Origin of the sequence: Pseudomonas sp. BF-R-24, assembly GCF_019947335.1 — a bacterium.
GTDB classification, from domain to species: domain Bacteria; phylum Pseudomonadota; class Gammaproteobacteria; order Pseudomonadales; family Pseudomonadaceae; genus Aquipseudomonas; species Aquipseudomonas jessenii.
This window is the reverse complement of sequence record NZ_JAGYGG010000017.1, coordinates 23,356-49,274: the sequence shown is the minus strand read 5'-3', so window position 1 is coordinate 49,274 and position 25,919 is coordinate 23,356. Positions and strand designations below refer to the sequence as shown.

The window sequence follows — 25,919 nt, the reverse complement described above, 5'->3', positions numbered from 1 at the left end:
AGGTAAACGAAAAACCTGTGGGAGCGGGCTTGCTCGCGAAGACGTAGTGTCAGCCAACTTCAATGCTGAAGACACACCGCTTTCGCGAGCAAGCCCGCTCCCACAGTTTGGTCAGAGGTTGACCACATTGACGAAGCGCGATGCGGCGCTTTCGTCGATCTTGAGGCTGGTGAAGTCGAACAGGTTGCGATCCGCCAGTTGGGACGGGATCACGTTCTGCAGGCTACGGAAAATGCTCTCGGTACGGCCCGGGGTCTTGCGTTCCCAGTCCAGCAGCATTTCCTTGACCACCTGACGCTGCAGGTTCTCCTGGGAACCGCAGAGGTTGCACGGAATGATCGGGAATTGCTTGAAGTCCGAGTAGGCCTGGATGTCTTTTTCGTTGCAGTAGGCCAGCGGGCGGATCACCACATTACGACCATCGTCGGCGCGCAGTTTCGGCGGCATGGCCTTGAGCGAACCGTTGAAGAACATGTTCAGGAAGAACGTTTCGACGATGTCGTCGCGATGGTGACCGAGGGCCATCTTGGTCGCGCCGATTTCATCGGCGAAGGTGTAGAGCGTGCCGCGACGCAGGCGCGAGCACAGCGAGCAGGTGGTCTTGCCTTCCGGGATCAGTTCCTTGACCACCGAGTAAGTGTCTTTCTCGACGATGTGGTACTCGATCCCCAGTTCCTTGAGGTAGGCCGGCAGCACGTGCTCCGGGAAACCCGGCTGCTTCTGGTCCATGTTCACGGCCACGATCTCGAACTTGATCGGCGCGACCTTCTGCAAGTGCATCAGCACATCGAGCATGGTGTAGCTGTCCTTGCCACCGGACAGGCAGACCATGACCTTGTCGCCGTCTTCAATCATGTTGAAATCGGCAACTGCCTCACCGGCCAGTCGGCGAAGGCGCTTTTGCAGTTTGTTCTGGTTGACCGTGAGAGTGCCCATGACGCGAAATCCGTGAGGTGTGACGAAAGGCCGGCATTTTACGCAAAAACGCCTCAGGGGCGAAGTGCCTCGCCAAAAGGGCTGTTCGCCACAGACCCTGCGGCGATTAACAACTGCGTTTACAGCGCGATTTGCTCTAAAGCCCTTACTCCCTCTGGGGAAACTCCTCCCTATACTGCGACATAAGGTCACATACAAATTCAGACCTATGACTTGCTTGGCCGCATTGGCCCGTAGGCGCTCCACTGGGGGGCGACGGTAAAAACAAGAGGAGTGACTGGCATGATCCATCACGTAGTGGGGCTCTTCACCCACCCTGACCAAGAATGGAAAGAAATCCGTGGCGACCAGGAGGAAAGCATCAGCCACATGTACCTGACCCATACGCTGATCCTGGCGGCGATCCCCGCCGTGTCTGCCTTTATTGGCACCACACAGGTCGGCTGGGTCATCGGCAATCGACCTCCCGTAATGCTGACCGTAGAAAGCGCAATATGGATGACGGTCATGTCGTACCTGGCGATGCTCGGTGGTGTGGCCGTAATGGGCGCCTTCATCCACTGGATGGCCCGCACCTATGACGCCAACCCAAGCCTGGCCCGCTGCATTGCGTTTGCCACCTACACCGCTACACCGCTGTTCATCGGCGGTCTCGCCGCCTTGTACCCACACCTGTGGCTAGGGATGATCGTCGGTACCGCAGCGATCTGCTACACGGTGTACTTGCTGTATGTGGGCTTGCCGACATTCATGAACATTCCATCTGACGAGGGCTTCCTGTTTTCAAGTTCGGTGCTCGCCGTAGGCCTGGTGGTGCTGGTCGCCATCATGGCGTTCACAGTAATTGTCTGGGGACTCGGCGTGGGCCCGGTCTACACCAGTTAGCCGCTCATCACTGAAAATCAGAACTGCCGACAAAGGCCGCCGCAAGGCGGTCTTTTCATTCTTCAGCAACGAGAACGCACACGACCATTCGGCAACCTGGTGATTCGCAAGGTCCGAGGGTTGCGGCATACTCGACCGCTCTGGAGATCCATCAAGCATGCCCGAGCAACTCAATACCCGCGTCGAAGACTGTTTCCAACTAGCCGAATCCTTTTTCAAACGACCTTTCAAGCGCCCCGTGGTGAGCCTCAAGCTGCGCGGGCAAAAAGCCGGTGTCGCGCATTTGCACGAGAACCTGCTGCGCTTCAACCCGCAGCTGTACCGGGAAAACACCGAAGATTTCCTCAAGCAGACCGTGGCCCATGAAGTCGCGCACCTGATCGCCCACCAACTGTTCGGCGACCGCATCCAGCCCCATGGTGAAGAGTGGCAACTGATCATGCGCGGCGTGTACGAACTGCCGCCCAACCGCTGCCACACCTATGACGTCAAACGCCGCAGCGTGACCCGCTACATCTACAAGTGCCCGTGCGTCGACAGCGACTTCCCGTTTTCGGCACAGCGCCACAGCCTGGTTCGGCAGGGACGGCGGTATTTGTGTCGGCGGTGCCGCAATACGTTGGTGTTCAGTGGCGAGATGCGGGTCGAGTAGTTGGATTTTCGGTGTTTGTGCTGCCGCCATCGCGAGCAAGCTCGCTCCCACAGGGAATCTGTGGCGTGACACAAACCCAGTGTGGAAGCGAGCTTGCTCGCGATGGCGGCCTGACAGGCACTAAAGAATCACCTTGGCCCGCCGCAACTGCTCGATCCGCTCAGCACTGAACCCCAACTCTCCCAACACCTGATCCGTATGCTGCCCCAGCGCCGCGCCAATATGCCGGGGCTCAGGCAAACCTTGCGAAAACTTCAGCGGGCACACCATCTGCGCCTGGCTTGATCCATCGCCCCGCGGCACTTGCGCCACCAGCTCCCGTGCCTGCAGCTGCGGATGACACAGCGCTTCTCCCAGGCTCAACACTGGCTCGACACACGCATCCAGCTCTGCGAACAGCGCGCGCAACTCGGCAAAGTCATGCTTTTCGAATTCGACCTTCAGCGCGTCCTTAAGCTGTTGCTGATGCGCCAGTTGCGGTGACAGGCCGAGGCCGGCCAGCTCCTCCAGCCCCAATGCCGTGCATAACTGTTTCATGAAGGCCGGTTCCAGGCTGCCCACCGACAGCCAGCGCCCATCCCGGGAGCGATAGTAGTCGTAGAAGCTACCGCCGTTGAGCACCTGGTTTTCCGGACCCGGCTCGACGCCACAGGCCAGATACCCGGCACCCGCCATCGCATTGAGGCTGAACGCGCAGTCGGTCATGCTGACATCCAGGTGCTGGCCCTGCCCGGTTTGCTGTCGGGCGATGACTGCCGCCAGCAAGCCAATCACCCCGTGCAGCGAACCACCGGCGACATCCGCCACCTGCATGCCCAACGGCAACGGCCCAGTGTCGGCACGGCCGGTGTAACTCGCCAGCCCGGACAGGGCCAGGTAGTTGATGTCATGACCGGCGCGGTCCTTGTAGGGGCCCGTCTGGCCATAGCCGGTGATCGACACATAAATCAGTCTCGGATTGATCGCCTTCAGGGCTTCGTAACCCAGGCCCAGACGCTCCATGACACCCGGACGGAACTGCTCGAGCACAATGTCGTAGTCCTGCAGCAACGACCTGATCACCTCCAGAGCCTCAGGCTGCTTGAGATCCAGGGCCAGGCTGCGCTTGTTGCGATTGAGATAGGCATGACTGGCTGATACACCTTGATCGTGGGGCGGCAACACCCGCAGCAAATCCATGCGGGTCGGCGATTCGATGCGCAGCACTTCGGCGCCCATGTCCGCCAGCAGCAACGAGGCGAACGGCCCCGGTAGCAGTGTCGAGAAATCAAGAACCTTGAGTGATGCCAGTGGACCGAGCATGAGCGTTCTCCCTTGACGATGTCCACAGCCTAGGCAGCCGATCGCTTTGCAGCAATCACCTTATACGCCACGTGCAGTGACCGTTACGCTCAAACACCGGGCATGAAAAAACCCGCCGAAGCGGGTTTTTCATAACGCAGTGGCTTACCTGACGTTGCTTGGAGTTGGGCCTTCGGCCACGCCCAAGTCGTCTTCTTCTCGTTCGTCGGCGATGCCACGACCGCCAGAAGCCAGTTCGGCTTGCAGCACGTCGGTGTCCAGTTCCTTGACCCACTTGGCCACAACGATGGTGGCAACGGCGTTACCAACCAGGTTGGTCAGGGCACGGGCTTCGGACATGAAGCGGTCGATACCGAGGATCAGCGCCAAGCCGGCAACCGGCAGGTGGCCCACGGCGGACAGGGTGGCAGCCAGTACGATGAAACCGCTACCGGTCACGCCCGCAGCGCCCTTGGACGACAGCAGCAACACCACCAGCAGGGTGATCTGGTGCGTGATGTCCATGGGGGTGTCGGTTGCCTGGGCAATGAACACCGCAGCCATGGTCAGATAGATGGCGGTACCGTCGAGGTTGAACGAGTAACCGGTCGGGATCACCAGACCCACGACAGATTTCTGCGCGCCCAGACGCTCCATCTTGATCAGCATGCGTGGCAGCACCGATTCCGAAGAAGAAGTACCGAGCACGATCAGCAGTTCTTCACGGATGTAGCGGATCATTTTCACAACACTGAAGCCGTGCATGCGGGCAATGCCGCCCAGCACGATCAGGATGAACAGCAGGCAAGTGATGTAGAAGCAAGCCATCAACTGACCCAATTGCACCAGCGAGCCGACACCGTAGGCACCGATGGTGAAAGCCATGGCACCGAAGGCACCGATTGGCGCGAGCTTCATGATCATGTTGATGATGTTGAACATCACGTGAGCGAAGCGATCGATGAAGTCCAGCAGCGGCTTGCCGTAGGCACCCAGGCGATGCAAGGCGAAACCGAAGATCACCGAGAACATCAGCACTTGCAGGATGTCGCCGGTGGCGAAGGCACCGACGATGGTGCTCGGGATCACGTTCAGCAGGAAGCCGACGACGCTTTGGTCAGCACCGGCCGCCACATAAGCGGCAACCTTTGAGGCATCGAGGGTGGCAACGTCGATATGCATGCCATTGCCCGGCTGCACGATGTTGACCACGACCAGACCGACCAGCAGGGCGATGGTCGAAACGATCTCGAAGTACAGCAGCGCGTAGCCGCCTGTCTTGCCGACCGATTTCATGTTCTGCATGCCGGCGATACCGCTGACAACGGTACAGAAGATGATCGGGGCGATGATCATTTTGATCAGTTTGATGAACCCGTCACCCAGTGGTTTAACAGCCACACCGAGCTGTGGATAGTAGTGACCGAGCGCGATACCGATGACAATTGCAACGATCACCTGGAAATACAGGGATTTGTACAGTGGCTGACGAGTCGTCATTGCAAAGTTCCTCAAAGGTGCCCGGTGACAACATCCAGCTGTTGCCCGCAACACCGCGATTGCGAACCCTCCTGCACTGGAGGGATTTGTTTTTTCGAGCTGCGCAACGGCAGGCATCTGCTCGTTGTATCGCAAGGCCCGTGCCACCTTCCGTAAAACCCCCTGCAAGCCTTTTTATATATGGGGTTGCAGCGAATTCCCTGTCACCGAACGGCTACAAACATGTGGCGGATTTCCGCCCCTGCACTGAAAGTCGTCCTGCAATTTGGCGGATATCCGCCCTGTTCACGCCCGCGGCGCGCAGCTAACATCCGTCGATCAACGGTCAGATCTGCTGCCATGCGCGAACGTACCATCGCCAGTCACTTCGCCCGCGCCGCCCTGGGTGGTGCGCGTCGGCACGGCTACGACTATTCGGGCCTGCTACAGCAACTGGGAATCAGCCCCGAGTTGCTGGACGAACCCCGGGCACGCATCGCTCCGGAGCAATTCACCCAACTGATCCAGGCGTTATGGCTGGCACTGGACGACGAGTACCTCGGGTTCGGGCAAGCCCCAAGCAGGCCGGGCAGCTTCGCAATGATGTGCCATGCCGTGATTCACTGCCGCAGCCTGGATAAGGCACTCCATCGCGGCTTGTTGTTTTACAGCCTGTTCCCCGGGGCGCCGCGTTTGACCCTGAGCCGCGAAGATGAATGGGTGCGCCTGAGCCTGGACGACTCGCAGCTCTGGGACCCGGATCATTTCCTCAGTGAAAGCCTGCTGGTGATCTGGCACCGTTTCGGCAGCTGGCTGATCGGCCAGCGCATTCGCCTGGAACAGGCCACGTTCAGCTACCCCCGGCCGGAACACGGCGCCGAGTACGACCTGCTGTTTTCCTGTCCGCTTGAGTTTTCCAGGCCCCAGAGCAGCCTGTTGTTTCACAGCCGCTACCTGGCCATGCCGTTGTTGCAGGATGAACGCACCCTCAAGCATTTCCTCGAACGCTCCCCCGCCGACCTGCTCTCGCGCCCGGACGATGGCGACAGCTTGAGCAGCCGCCTGCGGCGCTTGCTCAGTCGCGACAGTTCACACTGGCCCGACCTGGAAGCCGTGGCCGCCCACCTGCACATCAGCCCGCAGACCTTGCGCCGGCATTTGCGGGAAGAGGGTTCCAGCTTTCAGGAATTGAAGGACCAGTTGCGCCGGGACATCGCGATTTATCACCTGAGCCGCGCTGACCTGTCGTTGCAACAGATCGCCGAGCAGTTGGGGTTTTCCGAGCCGTCGGCGTTTCACCGGGCGTTCAAGAAATGGACGGGGCTGACGCCGGGGGCTTATCGGGCGCAGGAACACTGAGGTTCAAGGCTCAGCTACCAAGTGAACTCACTGATTTCATCGCGAGCCTGCTCGCGATGACGTCCGATAAAACACCGCTAAACCACCGGGAAGTGAATCCGGAACGCAGCCCCGCCCATCGGCGAATCCCCCAGGGTCAGCTGGGCGTGGTAGCTCTCGATGATGTCCTTGACCACCGCCAGGCCGATACCCTGTCCCGGGTGCTGGCGGTCCAGGCGTTCTCCGCGCTCGAGAATCCGTGCGCGCTGATCCTGTGGTACGCCAGGGCCGTCGTCCTCGACACACAACTGCGTGCCGCTGAGGGTTTCACGCACACTGATGCGTATTTCGCCCAGGCACAGGCGATAGGCGTTTTCCAGCAGATTGCCCATCATTTCCAGCAGAGCACCCTGCTCGATCGGTACGTAACATGGGTCGGGCAAATCGAACGCGACGTGCACGCGCTTGTCGCGATAAACCTTGTCCAGCGTGTCGCACAAGCTTTTCAGTACCGGCCGCAAATGCACCTGATGACGTACCAGGCCGCTTTTGCGCAGACTGGCGCGCTGCAACTGGTAGCTGATCTGCTGGCTCATGCGTTCGATCTGGGCTTGCAGCACCCAGGCCTGATCGCGATCCTCGGGACGCTGGGCCATGTCTTCACTGACGCCTTGCAACACCGCCAAGGGCGTTTTCAGGCTATGAGCCAGGTCGTCGAGGGAATCACGATAGCGACTGCGCTGCTCACGCTCACTATGCAGCAAACGGTTGAGGGAACCGGTCAGGCGCAGCAATTCCCGGGGATGTTCCTCACTGAGGCTTTCGCGGGTGCCACCTTCGATCTGGTCCAGTTCCTGGCTCAAGCGCCGCAATGCCTGCAAGCCCCAGGTCAGGCCGATCCACAGCAACGCCAGCAGCACCAGCAGTGCCGCGCCAAAACCCAGATAGAGATTTTCCCGCAGGCCTTCGAGGGTCAGTTCGTACTCGCGAACCGGCTGCAACGCCACGATACTGAAGGCTGCACTTTTGCCGCCGAGCAACTTGACCTCGACGTCGTAGACGAAGAACTCCTGGCCATTGGCTTCGCGGATCCGCGCAAACTCGCTGCCACGTCCGTCGTAGCGCGGTTTGTAGTTGATGCGTTCTTCCTGGGTCGCCTTCGAACGCCAGACCAGTTGCCCTTCACGGTCATAGATATAGCCGAGCAATCGGCTGTCGGTGAGGTTGAAGCGCTCGTCGGGCAATTGCGCTGGCATCTGCAGGCTGTTGTTCTCCACCCGGGCGGCCGAGATCAGCGTGGTCACGTCGGATGCCAGACGCTGCTCGATGGAGTCCTGCAGCGCCAGGCTGAAGGCACCCTGCATCGCAGGCAGCAACGCCAGCATGAACAACACCGCCAACAGCGTGGCGGCGAGCATCAAGCGTATGCGCAGCGAACGGATCAAGTGCAACGCTCGTTGAACAGGTAGCCCAGGCCGCGCACGGTGTCGATCGGTTTGAACCCGCCCGGCCCCTCCAGTTTGCGGCGCAGACGGCCGACCAGCACCTCGATCACATTCGGATCACGCTCGTCGTCATCCGGGTAGAGCTGTTCCATCAAGCGATCCTTGGGCACCACTTGCTGATGGTGACGCATCAGGTATTCGAGAATGCGGTACTCATACGCGGTCAGTGCCAGCGGCTGTTCGTCGAGGGACGCCTGCTTGCGATTCAGATCCAGCAGTAGCGGGCCAGCGACGATGGTCGACTGGGTGAAACCGCTGGAGCGTCGCAACAAGGCATTCAGGCGGGCCTCCAGTTCTTCGAACTGAAACGGCTTGACCAGATAATCATCGGCGCCGGCGGCCAGGCCTTCGACCTTGTCCTGCCAGTTACCGCGCGCAGTGAGGATCAGGATCGGGAAGGTTTTGCCACCTGAGCGCAACTGCCGGATCAGGTCGAGCCCGCTCATGCCCGGCAGACCGAGGTCGATCACCGCCAGGTCAAAGTTGAACTGCGCTGTCTGGTACAGCGCCTCCTCGGCGTTGGCCACGGACTCGACCACGTGGCCGCTCTCCGTCAGGCGGGTTTGCAGGTGATGACGCAGCAGCGCTTCATCTTCGACGACCAGCAATTTCATATTGCTCTCCCGGGCAAATCAACATCTCCAGAGGCGCAACGTCGCACCTCAAGAGCTAACATGGCAACGCCGGATCAGTCACTCGGGCTGATCCGGCGCAGGCCGTTCACGAAACGCTTGTCAGAAAGCGTAGTTGGCGGACAGGTAAGTCTGGGCGCTGCTGGTCAAGTCCAGCGAACCCTGCTTGCTGCCGCCGCGCTCACTCATCTCTGTGCTGGCGTTGCTGCGCAGGTAACGGTAACCCAGTTCAACCGAGGTGTTTTGCGAAACCTGTTGCAGCACACCCACCTGACCACCGATGGCGTAGCCGATATCACTGTCGCGGCTGAAGCCTGGCGACTCCTGAGTCATTTTGGTCAGGCCGGCCGTGGCGCCACCGAACAGCCTGGTGCTAGCGCCCACCGGGTAGAACAGATCGTAGCTGCCCAGGAGATTTTCCTGACGCAGTTTAATGCCGTTGTGCGAGCCCGACACATTGTCGTAAGTGGCGTAGTAGCGGCCCTTGGTGTTTTGCTGGCCCAGACGAACACCCCAGGTGGTGTCCTTGCCGATTACGCCATCGGCGTTCGGGTGATTGAGGTTGTCGTTCAGGGCGTGGGATTTTTTAACCTTGTCGCTGGTCTGTCCAAGAGTAAGGCTGGCGAAGTTGTCGTCGGACGCGAAAGCCGCGGTGCTTGCGCTCAGAACCGTGAATGCCAGAAGCAGTTTTTTGAATCCAGTCATTGGGGAGTTTCCTCATGTGCCGATTGTTTTTTGGGTACGAGGCAAGGTTACGCACCGCGCCCTGAACTCCCCCTGAACGCACCCTGAACCTGGGCTGAACCGACCCGTCCCGAATATTTCGACACGTTTCAACAGCAGATCCGACCATGCAATGGACAAGACGGGCACCAACTACCAACACGTCAGAAGCTTTGCACTACCCAGCCTCAAGCCAACCCGGCAAAATGCCGGATATGAACTCAACCCCCGCCCTGCCCGTCTGCTGCACGCCCCTCGATGACCATTGGCCGCTGCCGTTTGTGCTGCCCGATACGGTCCTGCTGAGTACTCATTTCGATAGCGCCCGACTGGACAGCGATGACTTTCTGCGCAGCGCTGTCGAAGCGCCGGCGAGCATCCAGCGCTCGGTGGCCAAACGGCAGGCGGAATTTCTCGCCGGGCGAGTGTGTGCCCGGGCCGCGTTACAGCGACTGGAAGGCTTGAGTTTCATTCCGGCCATCGGTGAAGACCGGGCACCGGTCTGGCCTGCTCATATCACTGGCTCGATCACCCACAGCACTGGCCGGGCCGCAGCGATCGTGGCGAACAAAAGCCATTGGCGCGGCCTGGGCATGGACCTGGAAAACCTGCTCAATGCCGAACGGGCCGAACGCCTTGCCGGGGAAATCCTCAATCCGCCGGAGCTACAGCGCATGACGGCCGGTGATCACGATCAACGGGCGTTGCTGGTCACCCTGACGTTCTCGGTCAAGGAAAGCCTGTTCAAGGCGCTCTATCCGATCGTTCAGCAACGCTTTTATTTCGAACACGCCGAAGTGCTGGAGTGGCGTGAGTCGGGTGAGGTGCGGTTGCGATTGCTCACTGATCTGTCCAGCGAATGGCGCAATGGCACCGAGCTGGATGCGCAGTTCGGGGTCAAGGACGGGCAGTTGCTGAGTCTAGTCAGCATCAAGGCCTGAAGCTTTTTGGCGCATGGCGGGCCCCCTTCGCGAGCAAGCCCGCTCCCACATTGGGCTTTGTGAACACCACCGATCCAGTGTGGGAGCGGGCTTGCTCGCGAAAGCGGTTGAACATTCACCGAGAATCTCAGCGCTTCTCCTGATTCCTCGGCCAACTCAGGCTAAAGCACGCCCCACCCAGGCTCTTGCTCTTGCCGATCAACGCGCGCCCGCCATGCCAATGGATGATGCGCCGCACAATGGACAGGCCTAACCCATGGCCTCCAGACGCGCGGGTACGGCTGTCGTCGAGACGCAGGAACGGCGTAAAGATCTTTTCCCACGCCGACTCCGGCACACCTGGCCCGTCATCCTCGATATCCACTCGGCATCGCTGCTGCCCCACTTGATAGCTGATGGTTACCCGTGATTGCGCGTGGCGCATGGCATTAGTCACCAGGTTCTGGATCGCCCGATGCAGATAGCGCGGTTCAGCCTCGACCCAGGCGTCGTCGTTATCGGCAGCCGATAGACACAAGCCCCGTTGCACCGTGACGTCGGCGCGCAACGGCGCCAGTTCTTCGATCACCTGATCGACCAAGGCATCCAGATCGATCCGCTGAAAGTTCAGTGCCGGCGAGCCCTGCTCCAACCGCGCGTAAGTCAGCATCTCGTCCACCAGCCGGTCGAGGTCCTCGATGTCGTGGTCCATGCCCTGGCAGTATTTTTCCAGGGCTTGCGGTGTGGTGGCCGAGCCGATCATCTCCAGGCCAAAGCGCAGGCGTGCCACCGGCGTGCGCAATTCGTGGGACACCGCACGCACCAGTTCGCGCTGGATCGCCAGCAACTGCTGCAAGTGTTCGGCCATGCCGTTGAACGCCGAGGCCAGCCGTCCCACCGAGTCCGCGCCGCGCGCCGGCACACGGGTTTCCAGGCTGCCTTTGGCAATGCGCGTGGCGGCGGCTTCCAGGCCACGCAAGCGTCGCTCCAGCTGACGCACCAACAGATAGACGATCAAACCGATCAGCGTCAGGCCCAGCGCGGCGATCAACACCAACCACTCCGGCGGATAAGGATTCATCTGATACAAAGGGCCGATTTCCAGGACCCACGGCGTGCCCACCATGCCGGCAAATACCCGGATCGAATCCCCCCCCTTGCCCAGCGCCATCACCGTGTCGCCCTCGGATACCCGACGGCTCTGGTCTTCATCCATGTCCGCCTCGTCAACCGTGACCAGGCGCAGGTCGAAGCCGAAACCCTTGCTTTCCTTCAATTGCGCCAGGCGCAAGGGTTGGTCGGCGACCGGGGTGCGCACCAGTTCATCGGTCAACAGGTAGATGGTCGCCCGGGCCAGTTGCTCGCTGATCTGCTGCACTTCCCCGGTGAGCATCAACTGTTCCTTGTCGCTGACCAGCTTGTAGACCTTCGCTGCGTGCGGCCCGGTCTGTTCCACCAGTGCCTGACCGCGCAACACACGGGTGCGCTGGGTCAGGTCGAGGTCGGTCTCGGCAAAGGTTTTCAGCGCCAGCGGAATCCCCAGCAGCCGCTCCCACACCAGCAAGGCCCGATGTCGTTCGGTCTGGTTCATCGGTTGCAGGTTGTCGGCCATCAGCGAGAACGTGCCGTGGGCCAGGCGCTCGCGGTATTGCTCGCTGCGCACCTCATTCAGCAGGTGCAACGCCAGCACACCGAGTACCGCCACCAGAATCAGCGCGGCGCACATGCCGCCATAGATACGCAGGAAGATAGAGTTCACAGGGACGGATCTACGCAAGCCTCGGGAACGAACAGATAGCCTTTGCTGCGCACGGTCTTGATCAGCCGTGGATGCTCCGGGTCATCGCCGATCTTCGGGCGGATGCGCGAGATGCGCACATCGATGGAGCGGTCCTGACCGTCATAGCCAATGCCCCGCAGCGCGGTGAAGATCTCTTCCCGGGAGAGGATACGCCCGGCATTGGCCACCAGTAGCCAGAGCAGGTCGAATTCGGCGCTGGTCAGCTCGATGCCGTTGCCCTGCAGCCAGGCTTCGCGCAAGGCGTTATCGACGATCAGCGGGCCGAACTGTAGACGCCGCTGTTTTTCCGGGGCGACTTCGGGCGTTTCGCTACGGCGCAGCAGTGCCTGGATGCGCGCCAGCAGCAGGCGCGGGCGTACCGGTTTGCAGACGTAGTCGTCAGCCCCCAGGTCCAGGCCGAGAATCTGGTCGGTGTCATCGGTGCGGGCAGTGAGCATCAGGATCGGGCCGTCATATCGGGCGCGGACCTTGCGGCAAATGCTCAGGCCATCTTCACCGGGGAGCATCAGGTCGAGGATCACCAGGTCCGGTTGTTCCTTGATGATGCGATTCGCAGCGAGCGCACCATTGCCTTCGATCGATACACGCAGGCCATTGGCTTCCAGGTAATCGCGGGTCAGTTCGGCCAGTCGCTGGTCGTCCTCCACAATCAATACCTGCCAGGCTTCTTGCTCCACGGGTAACCTCTGCTTGCCAAAAACACTAATAAGGAAGGATCCGCCCCTCTTTTTGTAATGATTCGGGGGGATAAATATGTATACACACTGGGCCGATTGTATAAACGCCGCCCGTCGAGAACACAAGCGGGTAAATGCGTTCGGACAACAGGGTTTTTTGTGATAGGGTTCGCGCCCTTAAAAATCCGCCCGAGCGTTTTCGATGGTTGAAAATCGCTGAAAAAAGGTCCGGTCCAGCAGCGTCGCGGCCTACACGCCGGTTACCTCTTTCACACACAATTTACGCACAGGTTTATCCACAGGCTGTACGTTGCAATCGCCCCCCAAAACGCATTATCTTGTACCCCGGCGCTAAAAAACCCCTAGATGTAGGGTTTTGCGCGAAAAACCAAACACAAACCAGACACCAATTTCAAGCGCTTTTATTGCCTCTGTCCGGTTGAACCATACGTATTTTTGAAAGACCAAACCGCGCGTGCGGATGGCTACTGTATTTCGGCCCCGAGTGGTCAAAACGGTACGGGTGTTGCAGTCCCAACTGTCACCCTCAAAGGACTCCGGTCTCAGGCCCAAGGCGTGAGACCAAAGACTTCGGCATGGAAGCGGCGCCCTATAGCCCCCTTCCTACTGTCCCGAAGTTGTTATGCCCGGCGCTCGCCGGTTGTAGTGCTTCAGGACGGAACGGTGGGCACCGTGATGGTGCCCAAACAAACATAGAGAATGTGGAGACACCCCCCCATGCAAACCGACACAACTCGCGAGAACCCGCAGGGCACCTTGCCGCAGGCCGCTGATTCGAATTCGGATCTGTCCGCCACCGCGCCAGGCCAACTGCGTGTGATCAAGCGTAACGGCACTGTCGTTCCCTACACCGATGACAAAATCACCGTCGCCATCACCAAAGCGTTTCTCGCAGTTGAAGGCGGCACCGCCGCTGCCTCGTCGCGAATCCACGACACCGTTGCCCGCCTGACCGAACAGGTCACCGCGACCTTCAAGCGTCGCATGCCATCAGGCGGCACCATCCACATCGAAGAAATCCAGGACCAGGTCGAACTGGCCCTGATGCGTGCCGGCGAGCAGAAAGTCGCCCGCGACTACGTAATCTACCGTGACGGTCGTTCGAAAGAACGCGCTGCCCACGCCCCGGCCGAGGAAGCGGTCAACGCTCACCCGTCGATCCGCATCACCCGCGCCGACGGCAGCCTGGCGCCACTGGACATGGGTCGCCTGAACACCATCGTCACCGAAGCGTGCGAAGGCCTGGAAGAAGTCGACGGCGACCTGATCCAGCGCGAAACCCTGAAGAACCTGTACGACGGCGTGGCCCTGACCGACGTCAACACCGCCCTGGTAATGACTGCCCGCACCCTGGTTGAACGCGAGCCGAACTACTCGTTCGTGACCGCGCGCCTGCTGATGGACACCCTGCGTGCCGAAGGCCTGGGCTTCCTCGGTGTAGCCGAGAGCGCCACTCACCACGAGATGGTCGACCTGTACGCCAAGGCGCTGCCGGCCTACATCGCCAAGGGTATCGAATACGAGCTGCTGAACCCTGAGCTGGCCAATTTCGACCTGGAAAAACTCGGCAAGGCGATCAACCACGAGCGCGACCAGCAGTTCACCTACCTGGGCCTGCAAACCCTGTACGACCGTTACTTCATCCACAAGGACGGTATCCGTTTCGAACTGCCGCAGGTGTTCTTCATGCGCGTGGCCATGGGCCTGGCGATCGAAGAGAAAGACCGCGAAGCCCGTGCCATCGAGTTCTACAACCTGTTGTCGTCCTTCGACTACATGTCGTCGACCCCGACCCTGTTCAACGCCGGTACCCTGCGTCCACAGCTGTCGAGCTGCTACCTGACCACTGTGCCGGATGACCTGTCGGGCATCTACCACGCGATCCACGACAACGCCATGCTGTCCAAATTCGCCGGCGGCCTGGGCAACGACTGGACGCCAGTCCGTGCACTGGGTTCGTACATCAAGGGCACCAACGGCAAGTCCCAGGGCGTTGTACCGTTCCTCAAAGTAGTGAACGACACCGCCGTCGCCGTTAACCAGGGTGGCAAGCGCAAAGGCGCTGTATGTGCCTACCTGGAAACCTGGCACATGGACATCGAAGAGTTCATCGAACTGCGCAAGAACACTGGTGATGATCGCCGTCGTACCCACGACATGAACACCGCCAACTGGATCCCTGACCTGTTCATGAAGCGTGTCTTCGATGACGGCAAGTGGACCCTGTTCTCGCCATCCGAAGTGCCGGATCTGCACGACCTGACCGGCAAGGCCTTCGAAGAGCGTTATGAGTACTACGAAGCCCTGACCGAGTACCCGGGCAAGGTCAAGCTGTTCAAGACCATCCAGGCCAAAGACCTGTGGCGCAAGATGCTGTCCATGCTGTTCGAAACCGGCCACCCATGGCTGACCTTCAAGGACCCGTGCAACCTGCGCAGCCCGCAGCAGCACGTGGGCGTGGTCCACAGCTCGAACCTGTGCACCGAGATCACCTTGAACACCAACAAGGACGAGATCGCCGTTTGCAACCTGGGCTCGATCAACCTGCCGAACCACATCGTCGACGGCAAGCTGGACACCGCCAAGCTGGAACGCACCGTGAACACTGCCGTGCGCATGCTCGATAACGTTATCGACATCAACTACTACTCGGTGCCGCAAGCGAAGAACTCCAACTTCAAGCACCGTCCGGTCGGCCTGGGCATCATGGGCTTCCAGGATGCGCTGTACCTGCAGCACATTCCTTACGGTTCCGACGCTGCCGTCGAGTTCGCCGACAAGTCGATGGAAGCGGTCAGCTACTACGCGATCCAGGCTTCCTGCGACCTGGCTGATGAGCGTGGCGCCTACGAGACCTTCCAGGGCTCGCTGTGGTCCAAAGGCATCCTGCCGCTGGACTCACAACAAATCCTGATCGAAGCCCGTGGCCAGAAGTACATCGATGTCGACCTGAAGGAATCCCTGGACTGGGCACCGGTTCGCGCCCGCGTGCAGAAAGGTATCCGTAACTCCAACATCATGGCCATCGCACCGACCGCAACCATCGCCAACATTACTGGCGTATCGCAGTCGATCGAGCCGACCTACCAGAACCTGTATGTGAAATCGAACCTGTCGGGCGAGTTCACCGTGATCAACCCGTACCTGGTTCGCGACCTGAAGGCTCGCGGTCTGTGGGACTCGGTCATGATCAACGACCTGAAGTACTACGACGGTTCGGTGCAGCAGATCGAGCGCATCCCGCAAGAACTCAAAGAGCTCTACGCGACTGCCTTCGAAGTGGACACCAAGTGGATCGTTGATGCCGCCAGCCGTCGTCAGAAGTGGATCGACCAGGCTCAGTCGCTGAACCTGTACATCGCTGGCGCTTCGGGCAAGAAACTGGACGTGACCTACCGCATGGCCTGGTACCGTGGCCTGAAAACCACTTACTACCTCCGTGCCCTGGCTGCGACCAGCACCGAGAAGTCGACCATCAACACCGGCAAGCTGAACGCAGTTTCCAGCGGCGGCAACCACGGTGACGACTCGGTCCTGGCTGCGCCTGCAGGTCCCGCTCCAGTGCCAAAGGCTTGCGCCATCGACGAGCCGGATTGCGAAGCTTGCCAATAAGCTGAGCCAGCAAGCACCCAAAGGTGCTTGCTCGAAACCCCCGATCAGCCTCTGGCGGGTCGGGGGTTTTCTTTTGCCTGCCTGTAGGAGCGAGCCTGCTCGCGATGGTCGTAAACGATAACGCGTGCTTACTGGCGAAACCTGGTGTTCTTGAATCCATCGCGAGCAAGCTCGCTCCTACAGGCTTTCGGCGAGCACAAAAAAGCCCCTCTTGCGAAGGGCTCCTTGTTCAGCATGTTCAGCCAACCGGCATCAAGTCATCTGAATGGTGGTCTGCATGATGGTGCTCTGGGTGGAGATGGTCTTGGCGTTCGCCTGGTAGTTGCTCTGCGCCTTGATCAGGTCGACCAGTTCGTTGGTCAGGTTGACGTTGGACTCTTCCAGGGAGTTGGAAACGATCGAACCCAGGGTGCCAGTCTCCGGCGCATCGTAGCCCGGAATACCCGAGGTGTAGGTTTCTTTCCAGCTGGTGCCACCTACCGGCTGCAGACCTTGTTCGTTGGTAAAACTGGCCAACGAAATCTGGCCGATGGGCTTGGTCTGGTTGTTGCTGAAGTTGGCCAGAAGTACGCCGCTGCCGTCGATGGTCAGGTTGGTGATCTGGCCAGTGGCATAGCCATTCTGCGATGGAATCGAACGCGCGGTGTCGGCGTTGAACTGGGTGGTACTGCCCATGGCGATGGTCACGCCCGCCGGATCGGCTGCCGCGCCGTTGGCTGCCCAGACACCATTGGTGACGGTACCCGGAGTCCAGTTGCTGATTTTCAGTTCATTGCTGATGGTCGATGTTGGCGGGGTCGTCGGCGGCGTCACTGGAGTGCTGACCGAAACCAGTTTGCCGGATGTATCAAATGTCATTGTCGAAGCAATTGGATCAACTGCACCCGTACCGGTAGGCGAGGAACCGTCCGGGTTGCGACCGTCGATCAGGGTATAGGTATCCCAGGTGTTCGCCCCAGTCTTGACCATGTATTGATCCATGGTGTGCTGGTTACCCTGAGTGTCGAAAATCGGGGTACTGAACTGCTTGGTGAAAGTTTCCTGTTTGGACGGATCGAATTTGTTGGTGGCGACCGACTGGTCAATCTCCGCTGCCGTAGAGTTCAGGTTGATCGTCGACGAAACAGTGCTGGTGGATTTCGGCGCCAGGTTGGAGGTGTCGATCCGCAGGTCGGTCAGCACGCCATTGACGATCTTGCCGTTGGAATCCACACCGTAACCTTGCAGGCGGGCAGTACCGTCGCTGTTGGTGACATAGCCGTCCTTGTCGGTCTTGAACGTACCGGCACGGGTGTAGGTCAGCGAACCGTTGTTGCTCAGAACGAAGAAGCCATTGCCCTGGATACCCATGTCGAGCACGTTGCCAGTGTTGCTCACGTCACCCTGGCCGAACTGCTGGGAAACGTTGGCCAGGCGCACGCCGTTGCCGACGGTCTTGCTGCCGGTGCCCAGGCGGGTCGCCGAGTACACGTCTTCGAATTCTGCGCGGGACGATTTGAAACCGGTGGTCGCGACGTTGGCGATGTTGTTGCCGGTCACGTCCAGTTGTTTGTTGGATGCAAAGAGACCGCTAAGGCCGATATTAAAAGACATAATCCACTCCTTTGTGCCGGGTTAGTCGGCTTTACATACCAATGGTTTGTACTTTGGACAGAGCGATGGTGCCCAGCCCGGCCAGATTGAGCATCAACTCACCGCCAGTCTGGCTGATGGTCACGCTGTTGACGGTCGCTGGCAGGTTGGTGATCAGCGCCACGGACTGCCCATCGATCGTGCTGGTAGCGCCGAAGGTGTAAGTACCTGCTGCTACCGTTTCGCCCGCGTCATTCTTGCCGTCCCAGATGAAGCTGGCGTTGCCTGCTTTCTGAGCGCCGAGGTCGATGGTGCGTACGGTCTTGCCGTCCGCATCAGTGATCTTCAGGGTGGCGGCGGCCACCGACGATGGCACCACCACCGTACCGCTGAGGCTCTTCGACGTGTCGACCACAGCCTTGTCACCGGGTGCAATGACCGAACGCCCCACCAACGACGAAGCCTGCAATGCCTGGGACGAGTTGTAGTTGCTGGCCAGACCGCTCACGGTGTCGTTGAGCGTGGTAATGCCTTCCAGGCTGCTGAACTGCGCCAACTGGGCCACGAAAGCGCCGTTGTCCTGCGGCTCCAGCGGGTTCTGGTTTTTCAGCTGGGTCACCAGCAACTGCAGGAATGCATCCTTGCCCAGGGCCTTGCTGCCCGTGGCGCTGCCGGTTGCCGATGCCAGGCCATCAGTCGTGGTGGTCTTGATCGAAGAGTTGGCCAGGATATCGTTGAGGCTCAAACCACTGGTGGAATCGGTAACACTCATCTGAGTCGCCCCTTATCACTGACCGAGGGTCAGGACCTTCTGCATCATGGTTTTGGCGGTGTTCATCATTTCGGCGTTGGTCTGGAACGAACGGCTTGCGGAAATCATGTCGGCCATTTCCTCCACCACGTTGACGTTCGGGTAGTAGACGTAACCCTTGGCATCGGCCGCCGGATGGTTCGGCTCGTAGCGCGCGTCAAGATTGCTCTGGTCTTCGACTACACCCAGCACCTGAACACCCTGACCGGCGGCGTCCTGGCTCTGGAACAGCGAATCGCTGCCGCCGCTCTGCCCGCCCTGGAACATGGTGGCGAATACCGGGTGACGCGCACGGTAGGTCTGGTCGATGCTCGACGAGACCGTTTCGGCGTTGGCAATGTTCGAAGCGACGGTGTTCAAACGCGTGGTCTGCGCACTCATGCCGCTACCGGCAATGTTGAAAACACTGGATAGAGACATGGCTTACTCTCCGCGCAGGGCTGACACCAGCCCTTTGAATTTGCTGTTGAGCAGGGTGAAGCTGGCCTGGAAGCCGATCGCGTTTTCCGCGTAGTTCGACTGCTCCAGCTGGGCGTCCACGGTGTTCTGGTCAATCGACGGTTGCATCGGCGTGCGATACAGCAACGACTCGTCGCCATTGCCCAGGCCTTCAGCCTCGATATGACGGCTGTTGGTCATGTTCAAGGCGAAAGTGCCGCTTTTGGTTTTCTCGTTCTGCTCGGCGAGCACTTTCGAGAAGTCCAGGTCCCGAGCCTTGTAGTTCGGGGTATCGGCGTTGGCGATGTTGTTGGCCAGGACTTCGGCACGCTGGGCTCGGAAGCCCAGGGCTTGTTCGTGGATACCGAGCGCTTTATCGAAGCTGATGCTCATGTCGGGAAACCTTTGGGTGACCTGATTTTTCGTAGGATCAACTTAGCAAGCCCCATGCCAATTCAAAAAACCCCGGAAACCGGGGCCTTGCAGGCCATGGCAACACGGCAATGCCAGAAAAGCGGCAACGGTTTTCCGCCGGATGCCGCTTTTCTGCCGCTTGGCACCCATCTCACCAACACCACCGAACAACTGTGGGAGAGATATTTCGGACAAAAAAAACGGGAGCCCCCAGAGGACTCCCGTTTTTTTGACAACACCAGCAAATTCACTTCGCCTGGTAAATGATCCCCGGGCTGCACTGGACCATCTGGTAATGATCCGGCAAACCGTTCAGCGCTTCGGAAGCACCGAGGAACAGGTACCCCCCCGGCTTCAACGTACTGTGGATACGCAACAGGATGTCCTTCTTCACCTCAGCGGAGAAGTAGATCAACACATTGCGGCAAAACACGATGTCGAATTTGCCGAGGCTCGCGTAGCTGTCCAGCAGGTTGAAGGAACGGAATTCCACCCGGCTCTTGATCGGCGCCTTGATCGCCCAGCGCCCCGGCCCTTTCGGGTCGAAATAACGCTGCAGGCGCTCAGGCGACAGGCCGCGGCCGATGGCCAGGCTGTCGTACTCGCCGGTCTTGCAGTTGTTCAGCATGGTACCGGACAGGTCGGTGGCAACAATCTGTACGCCCATCCTCAACTGGCCCATGTTGACCCGCTCGAACTCGTCGATGGACATCGACAGCGAATACGGTTCCTGGCCCGACGAGCATGCTGCCGACCAGATGCGCAGACGCTGACCGGGACTGGCCTTGATCGCTTCGGGCAGCACCTTGTTCTTCAAGACTTCAAACGGGTAGGTGTCGCGAAACCACAGGGTTTCGTTGGTGGTCATGGCATCCACCACCTGCTCGCGCAAACCGCTGCGCGGCTGGGTCTGCATGCGCTGAACCAGTTCCCCCAAAGACTTGATGCCTTGCTGTTCCATCAGTTTGTTGAGACGGCTGGAGACCAGGTACTGCTTGTTTTCACCGAGCAAAATGCCACAGGCTTTTTCCAGGAACACCCGGAACTGTTCGAAATCCAAATTACCCGTAGACAATGATGCCGCCTCTTAAATCGTGTTGACTGCCAGGGGCGCAGGCCCCTAGCTGATATCTGCTGCCTTGATCCGGTCGACTACCCGGGATGCCAGGTCATCAGGACGGAATTTGGCCAGGAAATCATCGGCACCGACCTTCTTGACCATCGCCTGATTGAAAACCCCCGACAACGAAGTATGCAGGATGATATGAAGCTTTTGCATGCGCGGGTCGTTGCGGATTTCCGCCGTCAGGGTATACCCGTCCATCTCCGGCATCTCGATGTCGGAGATCATCATCAGGAACTCTTCTTCCGGCTTCTTGCCCTCGTCGACCAGTTTGCGCAGGTAGTCCAGCGCTTGCCGACCGTCGTTCAACGCCACCACTTCGACGCCGACCGTTTGCAGGCAACGCGTGACCTGCTTGCGCGCCACCGACGAGTCGTCGACCGTCAGCACGCGCAACGAAAGCGCCTTGTGCTGGGTTTCGACATCCACCACGCCGACGGAAATCGCCTCCGGTGTCGGTGCCACTTCCGCCAGCACTTTCTCGACGTCGATGATTTCGACCAACTGATTGTCGACCCGCGTCACTGCCGTCAGGTAGTGATCGCGCCCGGTGCCCTTGGGCGGCGGATGGATCTCCTCCCAGTTCATGTTGACGATGCGTTCCACCGAGCGGACCAGGAAACCCTGGGTCTTGGTGTTGTACTCCGTGATGATCACGAAGGGGTTGTTCTTGTCCTTCAAAGCACCGGAGCCGGTCGCCATTGCCAGATCAAGGATCGGTATGGTCGCCCCCCGGATGTTCGCCACACCGCACACGACAGGACTGGATTTGGGCATCAGCGTCAGTTTGGGGCATTGCAGCACCTCCCGCACCTTGAACACGTTGATCCCGTACAGTTGCTGGCCGTCGAGACGGAACAACAACAGCTCAAGGCGATTCTGCCCCACCAGTTGCGTGCGCTGGTTTACCGAATCCATTACACCAGCCATGCCAGACTCCTACGCCAACGCCAAGTGTTGTTGCGACGCGCCTTCATCACTAAACGGCACGGCGCTTGCTTTTTTAATCGTTATGAACACAAAACCGACATTTTTTCGACGCCTGACTACACCGTACCGCAAATTGCTCGGCGTGCTGGCGGCTGTTTGCCTGTTCAACGCTGGCAGCCCTGCCCTTGCTGACGCGGTTACCTTGCCTGACATGCTTATCGGCGTCACTCAGGGCTTTCTTGAATTCACCGTAGAAGACTATCTGGCGACCAGTCAAACGGAGGGTCGCTACGAGATCCAGGTCAACCAGCTCGATCCGCGCATGCACATGCCCATGTGTGACAGGGAATTGACAGCAACACTCGAGAGTCCCAAGCCGCTGGGACGGGTTACGGTCAAGGTTCGCTGCGAGGGCGCTTCCCCCTGGACGGTGTTCGTACCCGCTCAAATCCGCCTGTTTCGCGATGTCGTGACCAGCGCCCGGCCACTGCGCCGTGCCGCCATTGTCGAGCCTGGGGATGTGGTCCTGCGCGAGCGCGATATCAGCCTCATCGGCCAGGGCTACCTGACCGCCCTCGATCAGGCGATCGGGCAGCGACTGACCCGACCAATGGTCGCCGACCAGGTGATTACCCTGGTGCATATCGAACAGGCCGAAGTCATCCGCAAGGGTGATCAGGTGGTGATAACCGCCCGCAGCGGTACCCTCAGCGTGCGCATGCCGGGCGAAGCCCTGTCAAACGGCAGCCTGAGCGAGCAGATCCGGGTGAAAAACCTCAACTCCCAACGAGTCATCAAGGCGCAAGTCATGGCGCCGGGGCAGGTGGAAGTGTCCATGTAATTCGCTCTGTTCATCAGAATGTGGCGCTTGCCGCGGCTGTTCCCTAGACTGTGCTCCATGCAGGGCATGCGCTGACGCGCGCAAGGTTCATTGATAAATGAGTCTAAAGTTTTCCAGGGAATGGCCGAAACCATGGCAAGCGTCCAAATTCCCAGAGGTTTTTTATCATGGTCATCGATTTCAGCCGTTTGAACAGCTCCTCGTCCCTGACGGGCAGTACACGTACCAGCGCCAGCAAGGAAAGTGCCGAGGCCGGCAAATCCGCGCCGCTGGAGTCCGCGGCCGAACAGGCCGGTACCGTCAAAAGCGGGGAATCGGTACATCTCAGCGATGAGGCTCAACAGTTGCAGAAGGTCACTGAACAGCTGCGCGATCAGCCTGCCGTCGACAAAGCCCGCGTGGCCGAATTGAAAGCAGCGATTGCCGATGGCAGCTATAAAGTCGACAGCAACCGTGTAGCCAGCAAACTGCTCAACTTCGAAGCCCAGCGCTAGGCCACCGCCGGCGCCAGGCTTTTGGACGCTTAAAACCCAAGGCCAGCCATGCACGACACTCATTTACTGCAACTGATCACCGACGACTTTGCCCCAGCGCAACACCTGCTGGAGTTACTGCAGACCGAATCCCTCGCATTGCATGGCCGCGACATGCCATTGCTCGAGAACATCCTGGCGCAGAAACAGGCATTGGTTGTTTTGCTCGAACAGCATGGCCGCAAGCGCAGTGAAATCCTCGCCAGCCTCAACCTGCCGACCAACCGTACCGGCCTGGAGCAATTGGCCAGCCAGTCGAGCCTTGGTGACCAGTTGCTGGCGCAAAGTGACGTGCTGACCGATCTGCTGACCCAGTGCCAGGCCATCAATGCCAACAACGGCCAGTCGATCCTCACTCAGCAGGCCGCTACAGCCACCCAGCTGAAAATCCTCAACGGCGGTGAAACCCCGGCGCTTTACGATGCCAGCGGAACATTCTCCAAGCTTGCCAAGCCGCGCCCGCTCAGCCAGGCATGAGCCGGTCAATGCCCCCGCTCTATCAAGACGCGCAACATACTGGCAAACTGCTAGCCAGTCGTAGTCAAATTTTGTCTGGAGATTGATTAACCGTGTCCAATGCCTTATCCGTGGATGATGCTCCGCAGCCACCCAAGGTGCTCTCCACGCCCTTGGAAATCTCCAGCAACCTGCGCCAGCTGCTCGAAAGCCATGACCCGCTGATCATCACGTTCCACGAGCGCAGCCAGCGCTTCCAGAGCTACCTGGTGGACCTGGACCGTAACAGCAACATGATTTCCCTGGACGAAATGATTCCCCGTGACGGCGAGCGTTACCTGCTGGCGGGCGAACCATTCAGGGTCGAAGGCTTCCACGAAGGCGTACGCATTGCCTGGGAAAGCAACGGCCAGTTGAACATCGACGAATCCGGTGGCAGCCGCTGCTATCGCGGCCCCATGCCCGATGAAGTGGTGTACCACCAGCGCCGCAATGCCTTCCGCGCCGCGCTGAAGCTGGCACAACTGGTCAACGTCAACCTCGACGGCGAAAAACTCAAGGCGCCCATCAGCGGCAAGCTGCTGGATATTTCCGCCACCGGGTGCAAACTGCGCTTCGACGGCGACATCACCGGCAGCCTGCAACTGGGTCAGGTTTACGACCGTTTCAACGCCGACCTGCCCTTCGGCAAGATGACCGCGCCGGTCGAGTTGCGTTATCTGCACTTCGAAGAAAGGATTTCCACCACCTTCGCCGGCGTTCGCTTCCACAACATGAGCGGGCTGGTGCAGCGTCAGGTCGAACGCTTCGTCTACCAGTTGCAACGCGAAGCGCGTCGCTTCGACAAAGACGACATCTGATAGCGCGTCAACAAAAAACGGGCAGTCCCTTGCGGTGACTGCCCGTTTTTTTGTGCCCCGGTTTTAAGGCCTGGCCTCGCTGAAGTTAGGGTCCCGCCCTGTATCAGGGTCTTGCGGCGGCTGATCGGTTTCAGTTTCGGTGACAGGTTCTGATTCAGGCTCTGGCCCGGTATTCACCGGACTGTGCATCTGATCCTGCACCACCTGCTCGTCAACACGCGGATCGAGGCAGGCCACCAGTGGCGAACTCGTCATATTGTCCGGCATGGCCACGTGATGCAGCGGTGCGTCGTCGACCTGATGCAGGTTGGTCACTGCTTTCGGGCGAATCCGCCATACCAGCACCAACGCAAAGAAACTGAAGAACGCATAGAGCATCTGGCTGCCGAACAGCTTCATCAGCACACCTGCCACCAGCGGCCCGATACTCGCACCCACGCCATAGGTGACCAGCAACATCGCCGTCAGGGACACCCGGCGATCACCTTCGACGTGGTCATTGGAGAACGCCACCGCCAACGGATACAGGCAGAACTGCACCAGCGAACAGAGGAACCCGGCGATGAACAATACCTCCAGCGGCACCTGCGGCATGATCGCCAGCGGCAGTGCAGCCAGTGCCAGGCTGAACGCGAAACTGCGGATCAGCACGGCCCGATCGTAGCGGTCGGACAACCAGCCCAACGGCCACTGCACCAGCAGCCCGGCAAAAATGCAGCTACCCATGAACAGACCGACCTGCTCGGTGGACAACCCTTGCTGCGAGGCATACAGCGGTGCCAGACCGTAGAACGAACCGACGATCAGGCCCGCTCCGAGCACCGTGCTCAGTGACTGCGGCACGCGCTTGATAAAGAACCGTGGCTCCATCGGTGCCGGGTGCAAGGGTGCCGGGTGAATGCGCCGGGTCAGGGCCACGGGTACCAGGCATAGCGCGAAGCACAGGGCGACCAACATCAGCAATTCAAGCCCCAGCCCTGGGTGCATGACCAGAATCAACTGCCCCAGCACCAATCCCAGGTACGAAGCGATCATGTAGCCACTGAAGACCATGCCGCGCTGATTGGCATCGGCCTGTTCATTGAGCCAGCTCTCGATCACCATGTACTGGCACATCATGCCGAGGCCGACGATCACCCGCAAAAACAGCCAGGCCGGCAACCAGTCCACCAGCCCATGGCCGAGCACCGCCGCGCCAACGATCCCGGCACACGCCGAATAGGCCCGGATATGCCCGACCCGGGCAATCAACCGGTGACCGATCTTGCCCCCCAGCACCAGGCCGAAGTAGTTGGCAGCCATCAGCGCACCGACCCACAGACTGTCGACATGGTCGGCAGCCAGGCGCAACGCCAGGTAAGTACTCAACAGGCCCGAGCCGATCAACATCATCAGCGAGGCGAAATACAATGCTCGAAAGGATTTCCAGATTTGGCGCATCGGCGTTCCGAGCGGCTCCTTGCAGTGAGAATCGGCTAT

General features: G+C 59.6%; 25 protein-coding genes. 10 read left to right on the top strand and 15 right to left on the bottom strand.

The window, feature by feature from the left end:
* Positions 1–111: 111 nt before the first annotated feature.
* Positions 112–936 (bottom strand): tRNA 2-thiocytidine(32) synthetase TtcA, encoded by an 825-nt coding sequence (gene ttcA / locus KGA98_RS15330; protein WP_008051493.1) that lies wholly within the window; start codon positions 934–936, stop codon positions 112–114.
* Positions 937–1,218: 282 nt separating this feature from the next.
* Between ttcA and KGA98_RS15325 the strand changes: the two genes are divergently transcribed.
* Together KGA98_RS15325 and KGA98_RS15320 are read left to right on the top strand one after the other, a co-directional pair.
* Entirely contained in the window at positions 1,219–1,821 is a 603-nt protein-coding gene (locus tag KGA98_RS15325; RefSeq protein ID WP_007988750.1) for a Yip1 family protein, read from the top strand.
* Between the two features lie 157 nt (positions 1,822–1,978).
* A complete protein-coding gene (locus KGA98_RS15320) occupies positions 1,979–2,473 on the top strand; it encodes a SprT family zinc-dependent metalloprotease (RefSeq protein WP_057713644.1) in 495 nt (164 codons plus the stop codon).
* A gap of 120 nt (positions 2,474–2,593) precedes the next feature.
* On the opposite strand, the gene KGA98_RS15315 is transcribed toward KGA98_RS15320, so the two are convergent.
* Both KGA98_RS15315 and KGA98_RS15310 read right to left on the bottom strand, forming a co-directional pair.
* A complete protein-coding gene (locus KGA98_RS15315; protein WP_223502725.1) occupies positions 2,594–3,775 on the bottom strand; it encodes a CaiB/BaiF CoA transferase family protein in 1,182 nt (393 codons plus the stop codon).
* Positions 3,776–3,919: 144 nt separating this feature from the next.
* Positions 3,920–5,254 carry a dicarboxylate/amino acid:cation symporter gene (locus KGA98_RS15310; RefSeq protein WP_223502724.1) on the bottom strand — a complete coding sequence of 445 codons (1,335 nt, stop codon included), beginning with the start codon at positions 5,252–5,254 and terminating at the stop codon, positions 3,920–3,922.
* Between the two features lie 339 nt (positions 5,255–5,593).
* Here KGA98_RS15310 and KGA98_RS15305 point away from each other — a divergent pair, with 339 nt between their 5' ends.
* On the top strand, positions 5,594–6,592 hold the full coding sequence (locus tag KGA98_RS15305; RefSeq protein ID WP_223502723.1) for an AraC family transcriptional regulator: 999 nt from the start codon (positions 5,594–5,596) through the stop codon (positions 6,590–6,592).
* A gap of 77 nt (positions 6,593–6,669) precedes the next feature.
* On the opposite strand, the gene KGA98_RS15300 is transcribed toward KGA98_RS15305, so the two are convergent.
* The 3 genes from KGA98_RS15300 to KGA98_RS15290 form a co-directional block, all read right to left on the bottom strand.
* Positions 6,670–8,016, bottom strand: coding sequence for an ATP-binding protein (locus tag KGA98_RS15300; protein ID WP_223502722.1), 1,347 nt, complete (start codon positions 8,014–8,016; stop codon positions 6,670–6,672).
* Positions 8,013–8,690 carry a response regulator transcription factor gene (locus KGA98_RS15295; protein ID WP_046043028.1) on the bottom strand — a complete coding sequence of 226 codons (678 nt, stop codon included), beginning with the start codon at positions 8,688–8,690 and terminating at the stop codon, positions 8,013–8,015. Before KGA98_RS15295 ends, KGA98_RS15300 begins: the two co-directional genes overlap by 4 nt.
* A gap of 120 nt (positions 8,691–8,810) precedes the next feature.
* On the bottom strand, positions 8,811–9,413 hold the full coding sequence (locus KGA98_RS15290) for a hypothetical protein (RefSeq protein ID WP_057713637.1): 603 nt from the start codon (positions 9,411–9,413) through the stop codon (positions 8,811–8,813).
* Positions 9,414–9,646: 233 nt separating this feature from the next.
* On the opposite strand from KGA98_RS15290, the gene KGA98_RS15285 reads away from it, so the two are divergent.
* Positions 9,647–10,372 (top strand): 4'-phosphopantetheinyl transferase, encoded by a 726-nt coding sequence (locus KGA98_RS15285; protein ID WP_223502721.1) that lies wholly within the window; start codon positions 9,647–9,649, stop codon positions 10,370–10,372.
* A 127-nt stretch (positions 10,373–10,499) separates the two neighbouring features.
* On the opposite strand, the gene KGA98_RS15280 is transcribed toward KGA98_RS15285, so the two are convergent.
* Both KGA98_RS15280 and KGA98_RS15275 read right to left on the bottom strand, forming a co-directional pair.
* Positions 10,500–12,110: an ATP-binding protein gene (locus tag KGA98_RS15280; protein WP_057713636.1), complete on the bottom strand. Its 1,611-nt coding sequence runs from the start codon at positions 12,108–12,110 to the stop codon at positions 10,500–10,502.
* Complete coding sequence (locus KGA98_RS15275) at positions 12,107–12,829, bottom strand: response regulator (protein ID WP_008051517.1); 723 nt, start codon at positions 12,827–12,829, stop codon at positions 12,107–12,109. The genes KGA98_RS15280 and KGA98_RS15275 overlap by 4 nt, the downstream gene beginning before the upstream one ends.
* A gap of 738 nt (positions 12,830–13,567) precedes the next feature.
* On the opposite strand from KGA98_RS15275, the gene KGA98_RS15270 reads away from it, so the two are divergent.
* Positions 13,568–16,462: a ribonucleoside-diphosphate reductase subunit alpha gene (locus KGA98_RS15270; RefSeq protein WP_057713635.1), complete on the top strand. Its 2,895-nt coding sequence runs from the start codon at positions 13,568–13,570 to the stop codon at positions 16,460–16,462.
* A 252-nt stretch (positions 16,463–16,714) separates the two neighbouring features.
* Here KGA98_RS15270 and flgE read toward each other — a convergent pair whose 3' ends face one another.
* Genes flgE through flgB form a run of 4 tightly spaced genes read right to left on the bottom strand, consistent with a single transcriptional unit; the run spans position 16,715 to position 19,676 of the window.
* On the bottom strand, positions 16,715–18,055 hold the full coding sequence (gene flgE / locus KGA98_RS15265; protein WP_154909349.1) for a flagellar hook protein FlgE: 1,341 nt from the start codon (positions 18,053–18,055) through the stop codon (positions 16,715–16,717).
* A gap of 31 nt (positions 18,056–18,086) precedes the next feature.
* Positions 18,087–18,806: a flagellar hook assembly protein FlgD gene (gene flgD, locus KGA98_RS15260; RefSeq protein WP_223502720.1), complete on the bottom strand. Its 720-nt coding sequence runs from the start codon at positions 18,804–18,806 to the stop codon at positions 18,087–18,089.
* Positions 18,807–18,821: 15 nt separating this feature from the next.
* Positions 18,822–19,265, bottom strand: a complete 444-nt coding sequence (flgC, locus tag KGA98_RS15255; protein WP_057713632.1) for a flagellar basal body rod protein FlgC — start codon at positions 19,263–19,265, stop codon at positions 18,822–18,824.
* Positions 19,266–19,268: 3 nt separating this feature from the next.
* Positions 19,269–19,676, bottom strand: coding sequence for a flagellar basal body rod protein FlgB (gene flgB / locus KGA98_RS15250; protein WP_008051530.1), 408 nt, complete (start codon positions 19,674–19,676; stop codon positions 19,269–19,271).
* A gap of 54 nt (positions 19,677–19,730) precedes the next feature.
* Here flgB and KGA98_RS15245 point away from each other — a divergent pair, with 54 nt between their 5' ends.
* Positions 19,731–19,964, top strand: a complete 234-nt coding sequence (locus KGA98_RS15245) for a hypothetical protein (protein ID WP_223502719.1) — start codon at positions 19,731–19,733, stop codon at positions 19,962–19,964.
* Here KGA98_RS15245 and cheR read toward each other — a convergent pair.
* The gene (gene cheR, locus KGA98_RS15240) at positions 19,945–20,772 is read right to left on the bottom strand and encodes a protein-glutamate O-methyltransferase CheR (RefSeq protein WP_007980127.1); all 828 of its coding nucleotides are present in this window, start codon (positions 20,770–20,772) and stop codon (positions 19,945–19,947) included. The two genes, KGA98_RS15245 and cheR, sit on opposite strands and share 20 nt — an antisense overlap.
* 45 nt (positions 20,773–20,817) lie before the next feature.
* Positions 20,818–21,750, bottom strand: coding sequence for a chemotaxis protein CheV (locus KGA98_RS15235; protein WP_007980130.1), 933 nt, complete (start codon positions 21,748–21,750; stop codon positions 20,818–20,820).
* 82 nt (positions 21,751–21,832) lie between these two features.
* Between KGA98_RS15235 and flgA the strand changes: the two genes are divergently transcribed.
* The 4 genes from flgA (at position 21,833) to KGA98_RS15215 (ending at position 24,440) form a co-directional block, all read left to right on the top strand.
* Positions 21,833–22,591 carry a flagellar basal body P-ring formation chaperone FlgA gene (gene flgA, locus KGA98_RS15230; protein WP_223502718.1) on the top strand — a complete coding sequence of 253 codons (759 nt, stop codon included), beginning with the start codon at positions 21,833–21,835 and terminating at the stop codon, positions 22,589–22,591.
* A gap of 167 nt (positions 22,592–22,758) precedes the next feature.
* Positions 22,759–23,085 (top strand): flagellar biosynthesis anti-sigma factor FlgM, encoded by a 327-nt coding sequence (gene flgM / locus KGA98_RS15225; RefSeq protein ID WP_057713629.1) that lies wholly within the window; start codon positions 22,759–22,761, stop codon positions 23,083–23,085.
* Positions 23,086–23,133: 48 nt separating this feature from the next.
* Positions 23,134–23,601 (top strand): flagella synthesis protein FlgN, encoded by a 468-nt coding sequence (locus KGA98_RS15220; protein ID WP_223502717.1) that lies wholly within the window; start codon positions 23,134–23,136, stop codon positions 23,599–23,601.
* 92 nt (positions 23,602–23,693) lie between these two features.
* Positions 23,694–24,440 (top strand): flagellar brake protein, encoded by a 747-nt coding sequence (locus tag KGA98_RS15215; protein ID WP_223502716.1) that lies wholly within the window; start codon positions 23,694–23,696, stop codon positions 24,438–24,440.
* 63 nt (positions 24,441–24,503) lie between these two features.
* Here the strand turns inward: KGA98_RS15215 and KGA98_RS15210 are convergent, their stop codons facing one another.
* Positions 24,504–25,880: an MFS transporter gene (locus tag KGA98_RS15210; RefSeq protein ID WP_223502715.1), complete on the bottom strand. Its 1,377-nt coding sequence runs from the start codon at positions 25,878–25,880 to the stop codon at positions 24,504–24,506.
* Between the last annotated feature and the right edge of the window lie 39 nt (positions 25,881–25,919).